Genomic DNA, 19,231 nt, shown 5'->3' on the forward strand with positions numbered 1-19,231 from the left:
TATGAAAGTTATTTTTTTGAAAGATGTAAAAGGTAAAGGGAAAAAAGGCGAAATGAAAGAGGTTGCGGATGGATATGCGCAAAACTTTTTGATTAAAAATGGTTACGCAGCTGAAGCGAATTCGCAAAATATGAGTGCGCTACGCGGGCAACAAAAAAAAGCGGAAAAAGTCGCACAAGAAGAGCTGGATGATGCTAAGGCGCTTAAGGAGAAACTAGAAGGGCTTACGGTTGAACTGAAGGCGAAATCTGGTGAGGGCGGTCGTTTGTTTGGTTCGATTACGTCTAAACAAATTGCTCAAGCTTTGCAAAAAGATGAAGGTATTAAAATCGACAAGCGCAAACTGGAGCTTCCTGACGCGATTCGTGCACTTGGGTATACAAATGTGCCGGTGAAGTTGCATCATGAAGTGACGGCTACGCTTAAGGTGCATGTTGGGGAAGAATAATTTAGCTAGAAGGGGAGCGTAGTGTCAGTGGATACTTTTCAAGATCGTACGCCGCCGCAAAATGTGGAGGCGGAAAAAGCTGTTCTCGGTGCCATTTTTCTTGAACCAAATGCCCTGATTACGGCTTCTGAAATATTAATGCCGGATGATTTTTATCGGCAGTCACACCAATTGATCTTTGAGACGATGCTTAATTTGAATGACCACGGGAAAGCGGTTGATGTGCTAACGGTTTATGAAGCACTTTCGGCAAGTGGTCAGATTGAAGATGCGGGCGGGTTGCCTTATTTGACGGAACTGGCGGGTTCTGTTCCGACGGCAGCCAACCTTGAATATTATGCGCATATTATCGAAGACAAGGCGCTTTTACGACGTTTGATTCGAACGGCAACGCAGATAGCAACGGATGGTTATTCGCGCGAGGATGAGCTTGATTCGCTCATGGATGAAGCGGAAAAAAGTATTTTGGAAGTGTCGCAACGGAAAAATGTTGGGGCGTTCCAGAATATTAAAGATGTGCTCGTTAAGACGTATGACGACATCGAGATGCTGCACAATCGCAAGGGGGATATTACTGGGATTCCAACTGGGTTTCATGAGCTTGATAACATGACGGCGGGCTTTCAGCGTAATGACCTCATCATTGTAGCGGCGCGGCCATCTGTTGGTAAAACGGCATTTGCGTTAAATATTGCGCAGAATGTGGCGACGAAAACGGATGAGAATGTGGCGATTTTCAGTCTCGAAATGGGGGCTGAACAGCTCGTGATGCGGATGCTTTGTGCGGAAGGGAATATCAATGCGCAAAACTTGCGGACGGGCTCGCTTACGAATGATGATTGGCAGAAGCTTACGATTGCGATGGGGACGCTTTCGAATTCAGGGATTTTTATTGATGATACGCCTGGAGTTCGTGTGAATGAAATTCGGTCGAAATGCCGTCGCTTGAAGCAAGAAGCGGGGCTTGGAATGATCGTGATCGACTACTTACAGCTTATTCAAGGTAGCGGCAGAAGTGGGGAAAATAGACAACAAGAGGTTTCTGAGATCTCAAGGTCACTCAAAGCGCTCGCACGGGAACTCGAAGTTCCTGTTATCGCGCTTTCGCAGTTATCGCGGAGCGTTGAGCAACGCCAAGATAAGCGGCCGATGATGTCGGATATCCGAGAATCTGGTTCGATCGAGCAAGATGCGGATATCGTTGCGTTTTTATATCGTGAGGATTACTATGATCGCGAGGGTGAAAATGATGGGACGATTGAAATCATCATTGCTAAACAGCGGAATGGCCCAGTTGGGGATGTGAAGCTGGCCTTTGTGAAGGAATATAATAAGTTTGTGAATCTCGAAGTGCGCTATGATGACGCAATGGCGCCGCCGGGAGCTTAGTTTAAACCTATTTGTTTGAAGCGCGACTTTGTGCTTGAAGCAAGTAGGTTTTTTTTATGGGTTTTGCGGGAATGCAGAAACTGAAGGGGTGAACGCGGATGATGAAAGAATATGGTCGAATTTTAACGGCGGTTGATGGCTCGGAAAGTGGGGAAGCGGCTTTTTTCAAGGCAGTTCAAGTTGCGCTTCGCAATCACGCGGAACTGTTAATTGTCAACGTGGTAGATACGCTTTATTTTGCAAATGTGACGGCAGCAGATGGAGGCGCGACGGTTAATCAATTTACGGAAACTTCGAAACAGCTGCTAGAGGATTACCGGAAGCGAGCTGAGGAAATGGGGCTTAGCAAAGTGAACGCAGAAGTCGTTTATGGTTCGCCGAAAGCACGGATCGTCGAGATCGCTGAAGATGATTTTCACCCAGACCTGATCGTGGTTGGGGCGGTTGGCCAGTCGAGGCTCGCGCGTATGCTTTTAGGAAGTGTCGCTTCTTATGTAACCGTCCACGCACCTTGCGATGTATTAGTGGAACGGGAATCGATTTCAAAAAAATAATGGAAGAAAAAGACAAGAGTTCTCGAGCTTTCTTGTCTTTTTCGTTTATAATGGGGAGAGATATAGGCAAGAAAGGGGCGTATGGCTTAAATGGTCAAAGTGTTAATTGCAGATGATGATGAGGCGATTCGAAAACTTGTGGGGCATTATGTGCGTGCTGAAGGATTTGAGCCAATCTTTGCAAGTGATGGAGATGAAGCGTTAGATTTGCTTGAAGTGAATTCAGCGGAGCTCGCGATCGTGGATCTGATGATGCCAAAACGGGATGGCTATTTGGTTGCGAAGCACATCCGCACGTTTTATGATATTCCGATCATCATGTTGACGGCTAAAAATCAACTGTTGGATAAAGAGAAAGGCTTTGAAGCGGGGACGGATGATTATTTGACGAAGCCGTTTGAACCGGAAGAATTGATTTACCGGATTCGTGCATTGTTGCGGCGCTTTCAGAAGGCAAGCGCGAAAACGATCCAAGTAGGCCATTTGATGATCGATAAGGGAAGTTATGCGGTGAAAGCTGGGCAGAAAGAGTGGCTACTTCCGGTAAAGGAATTCGAGCTACTTTATCAACTTGCCAGTTTCCCGGAACGTATTTTTACGCGCGAGGAACTGATCGAGCAAATTTGGGGCAAGGATTATGATGGGGCCGACCGCACGGTGGATGTACATATTAAGCGGTTGCGTGACCATTTTAAGCAGGAAAGCGGCATTTTGATTACGACAGTGCGCGGTTTGGGATATAAATTGGAGGAGCTAAAATGACAAGGTCGATTTACGGCAAGTTCGTTGCAGTCACGCTTGCAGTGATGTTTATAAGCAGCTTCCTTGGTTTCTTGTTCGCAAATGTTTATTACCAGTGGAAGCTTAAGCCGGTCAATGATGCGAAGGTTACGCAAGTCGCTCTGCGGGTAGCGGCGTTTTATCAGGAGAATGAGGAGCTTGATTTGGAACGCTATTTGAACCAAATGGGCGATATGGGCTATCAGCTGCTGTTAACGGACGGGAAAGCGGAGCAGGACTATTTTGGCGGGGATTTTCGAGTGAAAAAGCTGGATCAATCCATTATCAAGCAAGTTTTGGCGGGGGAAACGTACCACGGGATTGATCAATTTGATGGTGGCTTATTTGTGACGGGCTTTTTTGATAATCAACTTAAAAATTCGATCGGTGTTCCGATTAAAACACCGGATGGGCAAAAAGCGCTGTTTGTGCGACCGGACCAAGAAGCGCAATTTGGTGAGTTGCGGTTTTTCTTTGCGCTGATTTTGATGCTCACGGCGCTGATAAGCATTATTTTGGTCTTTATTAGTACGCGGATGGTCGCACGGCCGATTCGCAAGCTGACGAAGGCAACGGAAAAAATTGCAGCGGGAGATTTTGATGTGAAACTTGATACGAAGCGTAAAGATGAGATTGGGCAACTTGGCGCTTCTTTCACGAAGATGACGGATGAACTCGCGGCTGTTGATGCGGCGCGCCAGGAGTTTGTCGCGAATGTCTCTCATGAGTTGCAGTCGCCGCTTACTTCGATGCACGGCTTTGCGGAGCTTCTCGCTCAGGATGAACTCTCGGAAGAAGAGCGGAAATCTTATTTGACGCTGTTGTCGCAGGAAACGGCCAGACTTTCAAGGCTCACGAAGCAATTGCTTTTGCTGGCGTTTTTGGATAAGGAAACCGGGAATATTGGGCAAGAAACGGTGGAGCTGGCTCCAGCGATTCGAAAGACCATCCGGATGTTCGAGTGGAAAATTCAGGAGAAAGAGCTTAGCGTGACGATAGACTTGTCAGACGCTATGGTGCAAGGAGATGCGGAATTGATCGAACAAATTTGGCAAAACTTGCTTTCGAATGCGGTGAAATATACGCCGGAACAGGGTTCGATTGAGATTTCAAGCAGAGAGCAGGAAGATTGGGTCGAAATTCGCGTTCGAAATTCCGGGGCGCCAATCCCAGATGAAAAACTTGGAAAAATCTTTGAACGGTTTTACCGGGGAGATGAATCTCGCTTGCGGAGCGGGGAATCTAGCGGTTTAGGCTTATCTATTGTCGAAAAGATCATCAAGCTTTCTAGCGGGTCGATTTCGGTTCGAAGTGAAGCGGAGTTTGGAACGGAATTTGTCGTTCGGCTCAAAAAAGCAAATTTGTAATCGGAAGTTCACATTCTGTTCACACTGGTATCTTACAGTAAGAGGGTAAGGTAAAGGAGTGAACGGAATGTTTTTAGCATTGAAGGAATTGAAACATGCAAAATTAAAGTTTTCGCTAGTCGTTTTGATCATGGTTTTGATCGCTTGGCTCGTGTTATTTGTGACGGGGCTTGCAAATGGACTTGCGAGCGACAATGGTTCGGCGATTGAATCGAGCAAGGCAACAGGATTTTTAGTTGAGAAAGATTCGGATAATCGTTTGACGCGTTCGAGTCTTTCGGAAGAGAAGGTTCAACGAGCGGAAGAAAAGTTCGGGAAGAACGCTACGGCGCTGGGTGTTCAAATGACAACGGTCACAAAGCCGAGCGCAGCGAAAAAGACAGACGTGACTTTTTTTGGAATTGATCCTAGCCGTTTCTTGGTACCGGAACAGGTTTCTGGGGAATCACTTTCGGGGAGCAAGGAAAATAGTGTGATTGCGGACGAGAAACTGAAGGAGAGCGGCTACAAACTTGGTGATAAGGTGAAAGACCAGATGAGCGGAGCCGTTTTTGAGATCATTGGTTTTGCGAAAAAAGCCACATATAGTCATACGCCTGTTCTTTATACAAGTTTTGATAGTTTTAAGAAGTTACAACAACGTGGAGCTAGTTCATATAATGCGGTTGCACTTCAAAATGATTCAGGAGAAGACTTTGCGCAAAGCGGGCTTGTTTATGCGAGTTCAAAGGAAGTGCTTGAAAATATCCCTGGCTATTCAGAGGAGCAAGGTTCGCTTCTCATGATGATCGCGTTTCTATTTGTGATTGCCGCGTTCGTCTTGGCTGCCTTTTTCTATGTCATTACGATTCAAAAAATGAATCAGTTGGGCATCTTGAAAGCGGTTGGCGCAAAAACGAGCTATTTAGCGCGCAGTATTGTTTTTCAAGTTATTTTCCTGGCTTTTGTCAGTTTAGTAATTAGTAACGCGCTTACGTTCTTAATGGCGCTTGCACTTCCTGATAGCATGCCATTCAATTTAAGTCAGCTTACGGCGCTACTGTGCTCGGGGCTATTCATTTTAATGGCTGTGCTAGGTTCAATATTATCATTAAGCCGCGTTGTTCGTGTCGATGCGCTTGAAGCGATTGGGAGGGTAAACTGATATGCAAACGACTAAATTGAGTTTTAAAGATGTAACGAAATTTTATCACGACGGGGAAACGACAATTGAAGTGTTGCGAAATGTGAATTTAGAGGTTGAACAAGGTGAATTTGTCGCCATTGTTGGACCATCTGGGTCTGGCAAAAGTACGTTTCTTTCCATCGCAGGAGCGCTGCTTACGCCAAGCTCGGGGCAAGTGTTCGTTGATACCAAGGAAGTCACAAATTTGTCCAAGAAAAAATTGACCCGAACGAGGCTTGAGGAAATTGGTTTTATTTTTCAAGGCGCCAACTTGGTTCCTTACTTGACGGTTCTAGACCAGCTGCTTGTGATTCCAGTTTTGAATGGTGAGCGTAAAGCTGGAAAGGCTCGCGCACTTAGTTTGCTAGCGGAGCTCGGGCTTACACATCGGAAAAATCAGTATCCGGATCGACTTTCTGGTGGCGAGCGGCAACGCGTAGCGATTGCGCGTGCGCTGATGAATGACCCGGAAGTGATTTTGGCGGATGAACCGACGGCAAGTCTTGATTCGGAGCGTGGCCGAAAAGTGGTCGAGATGATCGCTCGGGAAGTTAAACGCGAAAATAAGGCGGCTGTTATGGTGACGCATGATGAGCGGGTTCTCGATTTGTGCGACCGCGTCGTTCGGATTGAAGATGGAAGGCTTACGGAAGCGCGCTAAGGGGCCTGGAATTTTAAAACGCGAACATTAGGTTTCTTGCCTAAAAAATCGTTCGTAATATTGATTGACGAATAGCAAGGGAGACGGTACAATGGAGAATGGAAATAAGGAGCTTGCTTTGACGGGCTTAAATTATTAAAAGAGGTGTTTGCATGTCTTCAGTTGTTGTTGTCGGAACACAATGGGGCGATGAAGGAAAAGGTAAGATTACGGATTTCTTGTCGGAGAACGCGGAAGCAATTGCACGTTATCAAGGTGGGAATAATGCGGGTCACACGATCAAATTTGATGGTGAAACGTATAAACTTCACTTGATTCCGTCGGGGATCTTCTATAAGGATAAGATCAGTGTAATCGGAAACGGGATGGTCGTTGATCCAAAAGCGCTCGTTACGGAATTGAAGTATTTACATGATAAAGGAATTGATACTCGGAATTTGCGAATTTCGAACCGTGCGCATTTGATTCTGCCTTACCATATTCGGATTGATGAAGCGGACGAAGAGCGAAAAGGTGCAAATAAAATCGGTACAACGAAAAAGGGCATTGGCCCGGCTTACATGGATAAAGCGGCTCGTGTTGGGATTCGTGTGATTGACTTACTGGATAAAGAAACCTTTAAAGAAAAATTGGAGCAAAACTTGAAAGAGAAAAATCGTCTGTTGGAACGTTTTTATGAACTGGATGGTTTTTCGCTAGAAGAAATTTTGGATGAGTATTACGAATATGGTCAGGAGTTCAAAGAATATGTTTGCGATACGTCTGTTGTTTTAAATGATGCGCTAGATGAAGGAAAGCGGGTCTTATTTGAAGGTGCGCAAGGCGTTATGCTAGATATTGACCAAGGAACGTATCCGTTTGTTACTTCAAGCAACCCGATTGCTGGGGGAGTGACGATCGGAAGCGGCGTAGGCCCATCGAAAATCAATCATGTTGTTGGAGTGGCGAAAGCTTATACTTCTCGTGTAGGTGACGGTCCATTCCCGACAGAACTATTTGATGAAACAGGTGAACGAATTCGTGAAGTGGGTCATGAATACGGAACAACAACTGGACGTGCTCGTCGTGTGGGCTGGTTTGACAGTGTTGTTGTGCGCCATGCTCGTCGTGTGAGTGGATTAACCGATTTATCACTCACTTTGCTAGACGTTTTAACTGGGATTGAAACACTTAAAATTTGTGTGGCATATAAACTTGATGGAAAAACGATTACCGAATTTCCAGCAAGCCTGAAAGACCTTGCTCGTTGTGAACCTGTGTATGAAGAATTACCAGGTTGGACAGAAGATATCACGGGTGTAAAATCATTAGATGAGCTTCCTGCTAACGCTCGTCATTATATGGAACGAATCGCGCAACTTACTGGCGTGCAAGTTTCGATGTTTTCCGTTGGTCCGGATCGAAACCAAACGCATGTTGTAAAAAGCGTGTGGCGTCTTGCTTGATTTTTGAAGAGATGCGTCCGCAACAATTTGCGGGCGCTTTTTTTCAATAAAAATTGGTCTATCTAATTGTTTTGAATTTCATTATTTCTCGGGAAATAATGAAGAAGCGGGTTCGCTAGCTACTAATTAAAAATTTCACAATCTGGATGCAGTTCAGATCATGTGTTTTATTCTTGAAATTAAATTGTAAATTTGAGTGTTGAAACCTGAATAAATAGCTATTTTGTCATATTCAGAAGGAAAAAAGTCGAAAAAATTATAAGTGTTTTTATTGCATTAAAGGAACAGAGGTGGTAGAATTTTTATATTGATAGCGCTTACATTGTGAAAGGGGAAATTTATTACACTCTTGCTATTTTGCAAAATCTCTATTTTACGCTATGATAAAATCAGAGAAAAAACTGTTTTGACAAAGCTTTTTTAAAATTGGTAAGGCAGTGAAAAGTTTAAGCAAGACCCAAGAATAATGAGGGGGAAGTACATAATGGAACAGAAACAAGAATTATCACGTGGTTTAAAAAACCGGCACGTTCAGCTGATTGCAATTGGGGGAGCAATTGGTACAGGATTATTCCTTGGTTCAGGTAAATCCATTCATTTAGCTGGTCCATCTATTTTACTTGCTTATATGATTACGGGAGCGATTTGTTTCTTAATCATGCGGGCACTGGGTGAAATTTTGCTCTCAAACTTAAATTACCATTCATTTGTAGACTTTGTGCAAGACTATTTTGGAAACGCGGCAGCATTTGTAACTGGCTGGACTTATTGGTTCTGTTGGATTTCAATTGCGATGGCCGATTTGACAGCAGTAGGGCTTTACACACAATTTTGGTTCCCAAATGTCGCACAATGGGTACCAGGGCTAATTGCTCTAGTTCTCTTGCTTGTAATGAACCTTGCAACTGTAAAATTATTTGGTGAAATGGAATTCTGGTTTGCGCTCATCAAAATCATTGCGATTTTAGCGCTTATCGTAATTGGGATATTCATGATTATCAAAGGCTTCTCAACAGATGCGGGAGCATCAACGTTCACTAATTTATGGAGTCACGGGGGTTGGTTCCCGAACGGGGCTAATGGTTTTATTTTATCCTTCCAAATGGTTGTCTTCGCCTTTGTGGGTATTGAACTAGTTGGCTTAACGGCGGGCGAAACTGAAGATCCAGAGCACGTTATTCCAAGAGCGATCAACAACATCCCCATTCGGATTTTGATTTTCTACATTGGGGCACTACTTGTCATCATGAGTATTTACCCATGGAATTCGATTGATCCGGCCAAAAGCCCATTCGTACAAGTATTCTCGGCAGTAGGAATCGTAGCAGCAGCGGGAATTGTCAACTTTGTAGTTTTAACATCGGCAGCATCGGCTTGTAACAGTGCGGTGTTTAGTACCAGCCGAATGATTTACTCGCTCGCGAAAGAGAAAAACGCGCCAAAAAGAATGACAAAACTAACCTCACACAAAGTACCATCTAACGCATTGTTTTTCTCGTCAACAGTTATTTTAATCGCAGTAATTTTAAACTACATCATGCCAGAAGGCGTATTTACACTTGTAACGAGTGTATCGACCGTATGTTTCATCTTTATTTGGGGTATTACTGTGCTAGCTCATTTAAAATATCGGAAAACACGTCCTGAACTTGCGAAGAAAAGCAAATTCAAAATGCCACTTTATCCGTTTTCGAATTATGCGGTTTTAGTGTTCTTGGCATTCGTGCTTGTTGTACTAGCGTTTGCTGAAGATACACGTGTAGCACTATTCATTACGCCGCTATGGTTTGTTGGCGTGTTGATTGCTTATTACATTCGCAAATCACGGATTGAGCATAAAAACGAACGCGAAGGACTAAGCGAATAAAAAATGAAAAGCTTGGGCTGATGGGGGCAAGAAAGCAGAGGCTCAGGCTTTTTCGATTAAAAATGCTTGCAAAAAATAAAGAAAGTGGTAGAATTATTCTGTTGGCAATTTTTTTACGGGTTATTAGCTCAGTTGGTAGAGCAGCTGACTCTTAATCAGCGGGTCGGGGGTTCGAACCCCTCATAACCCATTGGGTGCCAAACCCACGGAACAGGTAAACGTTGGTGCGAAAGCATTTGGAAAACGTTTAGGCTGTTCCTTTTTTTATGAATAATTTCTGTCACTCTAAAGTCATAATCCAATAACAGACAAACTAGGTTGGCACTACACGAAAGGATGATATATTCATGATGGAAAGTAAAGAAATTGTTCACGAGCTTTATAATGACATTTCTAAGAACAGTGAAACCGATATGGAAGAAGTTAAAGAAGTTTTATTAAAAGTTTATAACAAATTGGATAGAGTTAAAGATGATGCACCACTAATTAATCGACTCGCAAATTTTTTGTATTTTAAAGCTTTTACGGAAAAACTCAAATTTACTAGAAATCAAGAAGAATTAATAAACAAATTAGCTCAAATAGGAGGAAGAGCAGGTCTAAATGGAGCCTACCGTTCCGATTATTCGTCTAAGGGTCAGTTTGATTAAATTGCAGAGGGTGAATTCCTCCTCATATAGAAATAAATATAAATGGTTGCCAACAAGATTGTGCTTGTTGGTTTTTTGTTTAATTGAATTAAGCTTTTACATAACATCCATATTGTTTTAAGAGAAGATGTGATTTTTTAAACGGAGAAGTTCATATAAAATAGATATCTTCAAAAAGTCGGGAGTTAGTTGAAGAAAAAGTGGTGTTGGTTATTAGTAGCACTTGTTGTAATGGTAGGACTAATAGACGGGAAAATGTTTATGGACATCAAATGCCGGGCACTGGATTTTCAAACGGTCGTTCGGGAAGTAAATCCATAAAATCCCTCACTAAATCTTAGCGAGGGATTTATTGTTTCACATGAAACATTTTGAGATTGAAATTAATATTTTCGGTACACATCAATGGTGTTGCCAAAATTAATATAGTAACGACCATAGTTGTACATCATCCCGTATTTCTCCCGGTAAGCATCTACTGTGCTCCGCAAAAATTCCTCAGTTACCTCGAGTTGCTCTGCGACTTCATGATATTCCGTCAAGCCAAGGTAAAAGCAACGGATAATTTCATCAATCGGAACTAGTTCCTCGAATGCACGCCGTCGCGCAAAAATTTCTTGTTTGCGGTTAGGTAAACTATTCTGATCCACGATATTCCCGTAAGTGTATCTCCAGTGCATCAACTCTTCTGTGAGAAGGCAACGCTTTTCAACTTGTGTCTTGCGGCTATCAATAAAAATGGTGCCGTCCAGAAAAAGCCCCGGAAGCTTATTCGGCATTTTTTCTTCCTTAATAGTTATAAAATCTTTGTAATCATTCACGAGTTTTTCATACATATTCGCTCACTCCCCGCGGTGGAGCCTCTTTTTCATATCTATATACGCCAAAATGTCGCGCATCTCTTCCTCCGTAACATCATCATCAAGGTGAGCGGCAATCGTTAGCACATGCTCGTTCTTGTCATTTGCACTCGCCCTTGGCGGAAAAAAGGCATCAATCGGTTGATTAAAAATGCCCGCAAGCTGATAAAGAACATCTTGGCTCACTTTGCGCTCGCCGTTTTCATAGCGACTAATCGTTTGGCGAGTTGTTTCAAGCTCGGTTGCTAAGGCTCCTTGGCTCATCCGACTATTTTCACGAAACTGGCGGATTTTATTTCCTACAAATTTGTTGAGCTCCATATCCGATCTTCTCCTTTTATAGAATAGCTTCAGTATAACATGCTGTAACCTATTTGGAAACAATTTGGTATTTTTAGCACCAATTAATTTACATGTAACCGATTTGGTGCTAAAATGCATACAGAGATAAAAATTGGAGGGATTGAAAACATGGAAGGAAATAAAATTGATACGGGAAAATCGATTTTGAAGGGAGGAAGCTAAAAAATGGATCAGTACTTGCATTCGATTTTTGGAGAAAGCAACGTCATTTTCCAAGTTTTATTATACTTTCTAAGCATTAACTACCTATTTCAGCTTTTTCTCGCTATTAATCGAAGAAAAATCACGTGGCGCTTTGCGATTCAAGCACTTTTAAAGAAATTAGCTATTTTTCTAGTGGTCGCGGTCGCTCATCAAACAGACCTCGTCATTGGAGACGGGAATATGGTGCGTGACGGAACGGCCTTTTTTTACCTAGCGAATGAGCTACTCACAATGATTGAAACACTAATGCAACTAGGAGTGAAGGTCCCAAAAGTTTTAAAAAATCTAGTTGAAGTGTTCAAAACAAATGCTGGAGAAAACCATGAAAATAAATAAGGCAAGAAACGCAGGAGAGACTAGATAAATAAAAAATGGGCTAGCGCGATAAAGTGGCACTAGCCCATTTTGATTGGCTTATTTCGAATGCTTCTTGAACATGTTGTGTGTGAAAAATAAATTGCCTAGCAAGAAAAGACTGGTCATATAAAACACAATCGGGTATCCAAATGCAGCAGAAACACTCGATCCAATAAGTGGCCCCGCCACATTACCAAGACTTTGTGAACTTTGATTGTACGAAAAGATGCTACTTAACGAATCACGCGGCGAATTTTTGTTGATCAAAGTGTTTATGGAAGGCATTAACGCGCCAGTCGTGAATCCAAGCAAGAACCGAAGCAATCCAAGCTCAAGCGGGCTCTGTACCCAAGCCATTGGCACCATGATGATGGCGGCAGCGACAAGTCCACCAATTAAAACTTTGTGATTACCAATTTTATCGCCCAGTTTCCCCAGATACGGGGAAGCAATCAAGGCGGAGATTCCTGGTGCAGAAGTGATGATCCCGCTAATTAATGAAATGTTATCATCGCTTCCAAGGAGTTCACGAATATAAAGCGGTAAAATCGGGCTGATCGAAGTATTGGCAATTTGAATGATAAATGTTGTTAAGAAAAGACCAAGAACCAGATTTTTGCTTGGTAACCGCTGAAATAATTGCCGTGTTGTAAGCATCTTTTCGCGAATAACAGGCTTGAAATCTTCCTTCAAGAAAAATAAAGTAAGCAAAAACGTAAGTAATAAAACGAATCCAGTGATGAAAAAAACAGGTCGATATCCAAATATATCTGCAAGAAACCCACCAATTAACGGCCCAATCAAAGTACCCGAAATCGTTCCAGTAGAAAGGAATCCAAGTGCCCAGCCGCTTTTATTTTGCGGAGCTTGCGAGGCGACGAGTGCTGTTGCGTTAGGTATGTATCCCGATAAAAGCCCGTTGAGTGCCCGCAAAAGAACCAGTTGATAGACATTTTGAACAAGGCCGAGGCACCCCATTGTGATCGCCATGCCAAGTGAGGCACGAAGTAGCATCAAACGGCGGCCTTTTCGGTCTGCCAGTCGACCCCAAAATGGTGAGACCAGTGCAGATGTGAGAGCCGTTGCGCTGACAGCAAGCCCCGACCAGACATTTAACTCCGTATGATCTGTCACACCAAGATCTGAAATATACAAAGACATAAACGGCATGACTAGGTTAAAACTGACGCCCGTTAGGAAACAACCTAGCCAGGAAATATAAAGATTTCGTTTCCAATTTAATTTTGCTTCCAAGAAAAATCGCTCCTTTGTTTGCTTTATCGTACTCCGATTTTATGTCAAAGTAAACAGAGAGAGTCAATATGTGCTTTTGTTTAATAGGTGGGACAACTATACTAAACATTTGCAAATTATTTTGAAAAGAAAAATTGAGCGCTTCTATTATATTTTTTATTTTCCTTTTAAAAAAGGTGATAGAAACAACGTTATTTCTTCATATATAATATTTATTGTTCACGGAAAAAGGTGGATTGGAATCGGAATTTTCAAACTTCGTTCAATAAATGTTCAAAAATTTACCTTTTTTGTTTTGCAGAGAACGGCATTATGACACAATCTTTTTGCTATACTGTGAACAGTTCTTCAGTAGAATGCCATAAAAATTAAATTAGGAGACGAAATTGTGACAAAGGAACTTAAAAAATCTATCAAAAAGATTGTAGCAGAGATTCAAGAGAACAGTCTAGACAAACAGTGGCTATCCGAGTTTTCCATGAGTAAAAGAGAAAGATACCATTCAACAGATCCATCAAAAATTTATTTTATCAAAAAAGGGAGTTTGTTAGTAAGTAAAACAATAACTTCCAGTGCGATTCTAGATGTTCCAGGGATTAATAACATGATTTATGAGATTTTTGCTGAAAGTGAACTGGTAGCATTGGAAAATATTAGCGATGAAAAGATAGGATTAACTTTTGAGCTAGTAGCTTTAGACGAAACATCGATTATTTCCATTGATAAAGAATATCTACTAAATTATTGCACTAATAAACCCTCCTTTATGGAAACATTACTTAAGTACGTAACCTTAAAAAACCTTCAGTATGAAGAACAAAGCCTAGCTTTTCTTGGTTCAAGAGAACAACGCCTAAGTTGGAGTATCGTTCATCAAAAACAAAATAGTGGAGTAGGTATGAATAACAGAATTTTAAGTAAACTTTCGAGTGTGGATGAAAGCTTCGCAAGCCGAAACATAAAGAAAATCACTAAATTTATGAAAATAAACTAATTGTTATATTGGGGGCTTTAAAGTGGATAGTGTTCCATTAACTCCATTGGAAAAAGAAGTTATCAAGAGAATATGTAATAAGAACTTTCACGAGATTAATTTATTAAATAAGGATCTGCAAATTAATCTAAAACAACATATCTATACGTTTAATGAAGTATTGCAAACTCTCTATACTTTAGAGGAGCGAGGCATTATTAGGAGAGAGAGCAGTTCTTCGTATCGAAAAACATATAGCCTTATTAGTAGTTAATTGTTGAAGTGTTGGAATTAAATTAGTTTTGTTTTAAGGAAGTAATTGACTAAATAAAGATTTGAAAATTTTGAATTAAAAGATTTTATTCTGCGTTTTTTGTAGTTTAGTTTATCGTAAAACGTTGAAAATGACCCAGTCGGTATTTAAGTTTAGAAACAACCTTGGAAATGGTCATAGGTGCTTTTAGTGCAAATTATTTCATTCATTTTATCTTTTAGAGGGGGGATGCAAATCGATTAGTTGAAGAAGTAAATGAACGCAATTTATTAAAGGAGGAATTAAACAAAAGATGAAAGACAAATTATTGAAAAAAGGAAGTATTTTAATTGTTACTACTGCGCTCGTTGGTAGCCAATTAACAGTTTTCTCACCAGCAATTGCTCAGGCAACCAAGGGAAACGAAATAAAAACAACTTATAAAATGGAAGTACCAAGAGCGCTAAAAGAAATTAAACCTTCTATCCAAAGAGTCTTAGCAGTTAATCCGAGAGCTACTGAGGTACCAGTTGATGTATCGACACCATCAGAGCTAGAGCAGGCGCTAAGTAGTGAAAGCAGTGTCAATGTTATCAGACTTAAAAATGATATTACGTTACTCAAGGATCTAAAATTCAATAAGTCGGTAAGAATTGAAGGGAATGGCTTTAAGTTATCATTCTCTGGGAAAAAATTATTGACGTCAGGAACTGCACGGGTTGATCTTCAAGATGTTTCGTTGTTTAATGGATCATCAAATCCAATGTTTGATAATGGGGATTCTTCAGCGACTCCAACACTTAATATTTTAGGAGATGTCATTTCCAGTGGATATCTATTCAATTCGTCTGCTGGTGGTACATTGACTATTGCTGGGAAAAACAATACGCTATCGGGCTCTGAGTCGTCAATGATTGCGAATGTGAATGAATTTAAAGTAGAAGATAACGCACAGATTAAAAAAATGGAAGCTGTGAAAAGTGCAGTAAAAGTAGCATCTTCAGGAACGATTTCGATTGGTAAAAATGCAGAAATGAATATTCGTTCAAATGAAGCATACGCTTTTGAAGCTTCAGGAAGTACATTGTCTATTGGTCAAGGTGCGACGATTAATGCAAATTCTTTATACGGAGCAATTTCTGTAAATGCTTTGCAAATTGCAAACGATGCGAAACTAGATCTTTCTTCGGGAAATTCAAGTAGTTCAGGTGCCGGCGTGCAATCTGTTTCGGGGATTAAATCTGGAAATAATGTAACTTTAAAAGTAAAAGGTGCAGGAACAGGAATTAAAACAACAGGCACTAGTTCAGTTGTGGATTTTGGACAAAATAATACAATTGATATTCAAAGTTCTAGTGATAGTGGAATTAACTCCAAGGGGTTGACAGTTGGAAAAGGTTCTGACTTCAAAGTGAATGCTTTGAAAGATGCGATTATAGCTGACACCACTGGAGTGAATATTGGCGAGGTCTCCAATCAGCCTATTGAAGTGAAAGAAAAAAACAAAGTAGAGATTAACTCTGGCAATGGATCAGCCATTAATTCTAAAGGAAATATTTCTTTAGGAGACAATACAGAATACAATATTTCTGGATCTAAATCGGCAGTGTTGGCTGGTGGCTCTTATTCTTCATCGGACGTTATTACAAACCTAGGTTCTTATAGTGAATTTAAAATTAAATCCGATACTGATATGGGGATAAACACTGGAACACTGAATATTGGAAAAGCGACAACTAATTATATTACAGCTAAAACAACCGGGATTAATTTAGGCAAAAAAGGAAATGGCTTAAATGCAAATGAAGCCGTTGAAATCCATGTGCACGCGGCAAATGGGATTATTTCTGGTAAAAATTTAACCTTTAGTCAAAACAATATTTTGGATATTAATTCACTAGCTGGAAATGGAATTAATACAACAGATGCTTCAAAAATTAGTTTTGCAAAAGACAGCTTGGTAAAAATTCAAGCGAAACAAGGGATTTACCAAGTTGGTCCGGCTTCTAATTTAGGCTTTGAAACAGGATCTAGTTTGCAAATTTATAATACTGAACAACACGGTATATATACGGACGGATCTGTAAATTTTGCTAAAAATACATCTGCAAATATCCGTGCAGCGCAAGTGGGAGCTTTCTCTGCAGTTAAAGCTAGTGGGATTGTTCGCTTTGATAGCGGATCGAAAATTGTTGCGCAAACCTTATCCAATCAGTCAACTTCTGTATTTGATTTGAGTGGACGAATTAATAGCCAACTAGAGTTTATTAATCCTTCGTTGTTAGACATTAAACAAGGGAACCATTTCGAGCCAGGTAAAGGCAGACTAATTAAAGGGTATAGTTCCACTGTTACGAAAACACGTTTAATTTTAGATAGTGTTAAAGAGCTTCATTCTTGGGATCGCGGTCAAGCGTGGGGAACTGCACCATCTGGTTCTTGGAAAGATGTAACATCTACGACTCTTTTTGTCGATAGAGTAGGAGACATCAGATACGATTACTTTGGTGGTCCAACGACAGGGCAAAATAGTACTGGTTTTGACATTTTTGACTACTCACGTTTGTCAACACGGACAAGCAATTCAAATATGATTGAAACTAAAATTAATGAGCTAACTACGACTTCAACGGTTGTAACTGGAACGGCGGAACCTGGCGCAGACATCGAAATTAAAGTCGGCGATAAAGTAATTGGAACTGGAACAGCAGATGCGAGCGGAAACTATCGTATTAATATTCCTGTACAAAAGGAAGGAACTGAAGTAACTGCTCAAGCCTTTTTAGGAAGCGATAAATCCAATGTTGCTAAAACTATAGTAAAAGGTCATTCAAAAGGAAGTATTACACCTAATGAATATGAAACCACTCAAGATAATATTACGGGTTCTTACACTGGTGATGTAGTAAAAGGCCAATTGTATGTGAATGGTAAATATGTATCGACAGGCGGTACCTTTAAAAATGGTAAATTCACGTATTATGTGAAAGCGGGTACGATTAAAGCCGGCGATAAAGTAGAAATTATTGCGCTAGATAAAAATGGCAAACAGTTAGATCGTAAACCTGTTCAGGTGAAAAGCGCTACAAAAGGAAGCATTACACCTAATCAATACGCAATTGGTCAAACCAATATTACGGGTTCTTATACAGGTGATGTGGTAAAAGGCCAACTATATGTGAATGGTAAATATGTATCGACAGGCGGTACCTTTAAAAATGGTAAATTCACGTATTATGTGAAAGCAGGTACGATTAAAGCCGGCGATAAAGTAGAAATCATTGCGTTGGATAAAGATGGTAAACAATTAGATCGTAAACCGGTTCAGCTAATGAATGATTTACAAGGAAGCATTACACCTGATGGCTACACAATTGGTCAAACTAATATCACCGGTTCTTATGCAGGTGACGTAGTAAAAGGGCAACTATATGTGAATGGTAAATATGTATCGACAGGTGGCACATTCTCCGGCGGTAAGTTCACATATTACGTGAAAGCAGGCTCAATTAAACCTGGTGACAAAGTAGAAATCGTTGCACTAGATAAAAATGGTAAACAGTTAGATCGCAAACCAGTTCAAGTGAAGGCTGCCTCGAAAGGAAGCATTACACCAAATGAATACGTGCTTGGTCAAACCAATATCACAGGTTCATATAGTGGTGATATCGTACAAGGGCAGCTATATGTGAATGGAAAATATGTATCAACAGGTGGCACCTTTAAAGATGGCAAATTCACATATTATGTGAAAGCAGGATCAATTAAAGCTGGCGATAAAGTGGAAATCGTCGCACTAGATAAAGATGGTAAGCAATTAGACCGTAAACCAGTCCAAGTGATGGCTGCTACAAAAGGAAGTATTACACCTGATGACTATGTGTTAGGTCAAGCAAACATTACAGGTTCATACACGGGTGATATTGCACAAGGCCAATTGTATATAAATGGAAAATATGTATCAACAGGTGGCGCCTTTAAAGATGGTAAATTCACATATTATGTGAAAACAAACTCGATTAAAGATGGGGATAAGATTGAAATTGTTGCACTAGATAAAAATGGTAAACAATTGGATCGTAAACCTATATCTCTACAAGTTTCAAAAGGAAGTATTACACCTTCAACATATACACTTGGTAGTGATGCAATTGAAGGACACTATACTGGAGATGTTGCTAAGGCAGAGTTGAAAATCGATGGTAAGCATGTATCTTGGGGTGGCGAATTTAGTAATGGCAAGTTCAAATACTATGTGAAGTCTAGCCTAATTAAAAAAGGGCAAGATGTGAAACTGATTGCTTTAAACAGCCGAGATAAGGTACTAGATACTAAAAAAGTCGAAGTTAAAGAAGTTGCAGTAGCTGGGAAATTTACTTCTGCCACCTATAAATTTGGTGATGAGGTAATTAAAGGTACCTATACAGGAGATATGGTGATTGCTAGAGTATATGTCAACGGTGTCCCTAAAAGCTGGGGTGGCGAGTTTAATGTTGGTGCATTTTCTTATTATTTAGGAAGCAACAAAATTAAAAAAGGCGATAAAGTGACTATTGAAGGCTATAGTGCAGATAAACAAAAACTCGACACGAGAGATGTTCAATTAATCCAATAGTATATTAGATAGGTTTCACCCAACTT

18 protein-coding genes and 1 tRNA gene are annotated in these 19,231 nt (G+C 40.8%); 16 read left to right on the forward strand and 3 right to left on the reverse strand.

Annotated elements, in window-relative coordinates:
• Position 1: 1 nt before the first annotated feature.
• From rplI to UR08_RS13170, 12 genes are all read left to right on the forward strand, one after another.
• The gene (gene rplI / locus UR08_RS10600; protein ID WP_115753604.1) at positions 2-448 is read left to right on the forward strand and encodes a 50S ribosomal protein L9; all 447 of its coding nucleotides are present in this window, start codon (positions 2-4) and stop codon (positions 446-448) included.
• A 27-nt stretch (positions 449-475) separates the two neighbouring features.
• Positions 476-1,837, forward strand: coding sequence for a replicative DNA helicase (gene dnaB, locus UR08_RS10605; RefSeq protein WP_115753605.1), 1,362 nt, complete (start codon positions 476-478; stop codon positions 1,835-1,837).
• 98 nt (positions 1,838-1,935) lie between these two features.
• Positions 1,936-2,391 carry a universal stress protein gene (locus UR08_RS10610; RefSeq protein ID WP_240616074.1) on the forward strand — a complete coding sequence of 152 codons (456 nt, stop codon included), beginning with the start codon at positions 1,936-1,938 and terminating at the stop codon, positions 2,389-2,391.
• 90 nt (positions 2,392-2,481) lie between these two features.
• Positions 2,482-3,153 (forward strand): response regulator transcription factor, encoded by a 672-nt coding sequence (locus UR08_RS10615; protein WP_115753606.1) that lies wholly within the window; start codon positions 2,482-2,484, stop codon positions 3,151-3,153.
• Positions 3,150-4,538: a sensor histidine kinase gene (locus UR08_RS10620; RefSeq protein WP_115753607.1), complete on the forward strand. Its 1,389-nt coding sequence runs from the start codon at positions 3,150-3,152 to the stop codon at positions 4,536-4,538. Before UR08_RS10615 ends, UR08_RS10620 begins: the two co-directional genes overlap by 4 nt.
• Positions 4,539-4,605: 67 nt before the next feature.
• Positions 4,606-5,682, forward strand: coding sequence for an ABC transporter permease (locus tag UR08_RS10625; protein ID WP_115753608.1), 1,077 nt, complete (start codon positions 4,606-4,608; stop codon positions 5,680-5,682).
• Position 5,683: 1 nt separating this feature from the next.
• Entirely contained in the window at positions 5,684-6,364 is a 681-nt protein-coding gene (locus UR08_RS10630; protein ID WP_115753609.1) for an ABC transporter ATP-binding protein, read from the forward strand.
• Between the two features lie 152 nt (positions 6,365-6,516).
• A complete protein-coding gene (locus UR08_RS10635) occupies positions 6,517-7,809 on the forward strand; it encodes an adenylosuccinate synthase (protein WP_115753610.1) in 1,293 nt (430 codons plus the stop codon).
• Positions 7,810-8,293: 484 nt separating this feature from the next.
• Positions 8,294-9,676, forward strand: a complete 1,383-nt coding sequence (locus UR08_RS10640) for an amino acid permease (RefSeq protein ID WP_115753611.1) — start codon at positions 8,294-8,296, stop codon at positions 9,674-9,676.
• A 117-nt stretch (positions 9,677-9,793) separates the two neighbouring features.
• Positions 9,794-9,866: transfer RNA gene (locus tag UR08_RS10645), tRNA-Lys, on the forward strand.
• A gap of 157 nt (positions 9,867-10,023) precedes the next feature.
• A complete protein-coding gene (locus UR08_RS10650) occupies positions 10,024-10,326 on the forward strand; it encodes a bacteriocin immunity protein (protein ID WP_205757240.1) in 303 nt (100 codons plus the stop codon).
• A 189-nt stretch (positions 10,327-10,515) separates the two neighbouring features.
• Positions 10,516-10,647, forward strand: coding sequence for a hypothetical protein (locus tag UR08_RS13170; protein ID WP_276309267.1), 132 nt, complete (start codon positions 10,516-10,518; stop codon positions 10,645-10,647).
• A gap of 62 nt (positions 10,648-10,709) precedes the next feature.
• Here the strand turns inward: UR08_RS13170 and UR08_RS10655 are convergent, their stop codons facing one another.
• Both UR08_RS10655 and UR08_RS10660 read right to left on the reverse strand, forming a co-directional pair.
• A complete protein-coding gene (locus UR08_RS10655; RefSeq protein WP_115753612.1) occupies positions 10,710-11,162 on the reverse strand; it encodes an ImmA/IrrE family metallo-endopeptidase in 453 nt (150 codons plus the stop codon).
• 6 nt (positions 11,163-11,168) lie between these two features.
• Positions 11,169-11,507, reverse strand: coding sequence for a helix-turn-helix transcriptional regulator (locus tag UR08_RS10660; protein WP_115753613.1), 339 nt, complete (start codon positions 11,505-11,507; stop codon positions 11,169-11,171).
• 207 nt (positions 11,508-11,714) lie between these two features.
• On the opposite strand from UR08_RS10660, the gene UR08_RS10665 reads away from it, so the two are divergent.
• Positions 11,715-12,089: a phage holin family protein gene (locus UR08_RS10665; protein WP_115753614.1), complete on the forward strand. Its 375-nt coding sequence runs from the start codon at positions 11,715-11,717 to the stop codon at positions 12,087-12,089.
• Between the two features lie 78 nt (positions 12,090-12,167).
• Here UR08_RS10665 and UR08_RS10670 read toward each other — a convergent pair whose 3' ends face one another.
• Entirely contained in the window at positions 12,168-13,364 is a 1,197-nt protein-coding gene (locus tag UR08_RS10670) for a multidrug efflux MFS transporter (RefSeq protein ID WP_240616075.1), read from the reverse strand.
• 388 nt (positions 13,365-13,752) lie between these two features.
• Between UR08_RS10670 and UR08_RS10680 the strand changes: the two genes are divergently transcribed.
• The 3 genes from UR08_RS10680 to UR08_RS10690 all read left to right on the forward strand — a co-directional run bounded on the left by UR08_RS10680 (position 13,753) and on the right by UR08_RS10690 (position 19,205).
• Positions 13,753-14,358, forward strand: coding sequence for a cyclic nucleotide-binding domain-containing protein (locus UR08_RS10680; RefSeq protein WP_115753616.1), 606 nt, complete (start codon positions 13,753-13,755; stop codon positions 14,356-14,358).
• Between the two features lie 22 nt (positions 14,359-14,380).
• A complete protein-coding gene (locus UR08_RS13205) occupies positions 14,381-14,611 on the forward strand; it encodes a DUF3116 family protein (protein ID WP_115753617.1) in 231 nt (76 codons plus the stop codon).
• Positions 14,612-15,287: 676 nt separating this feature from the next.
• On the forward strand, positions 15,288-19,205 hold the full coding sequence (locus UR08_RS10690; RefSeq protein WP_133296349.1) for an immunoglobulin-like domain-containing protein: 3,918 nt from the start codon (positions 15,288-15,290) through the stop codon (positions 19,203-19,205).
• Positions 19,206-19,231 lie beyond the last annotated feature (26 nt).

The organism is Listeria kieliensis, assembly GCF_003369925.1.
Taxonomy (GTDB): domain Bacteria; phylum Bacillota; class Bacilli; order Lactobacillales; family Listeriaceae; genus Listeria; species Listeria kieliensis_A.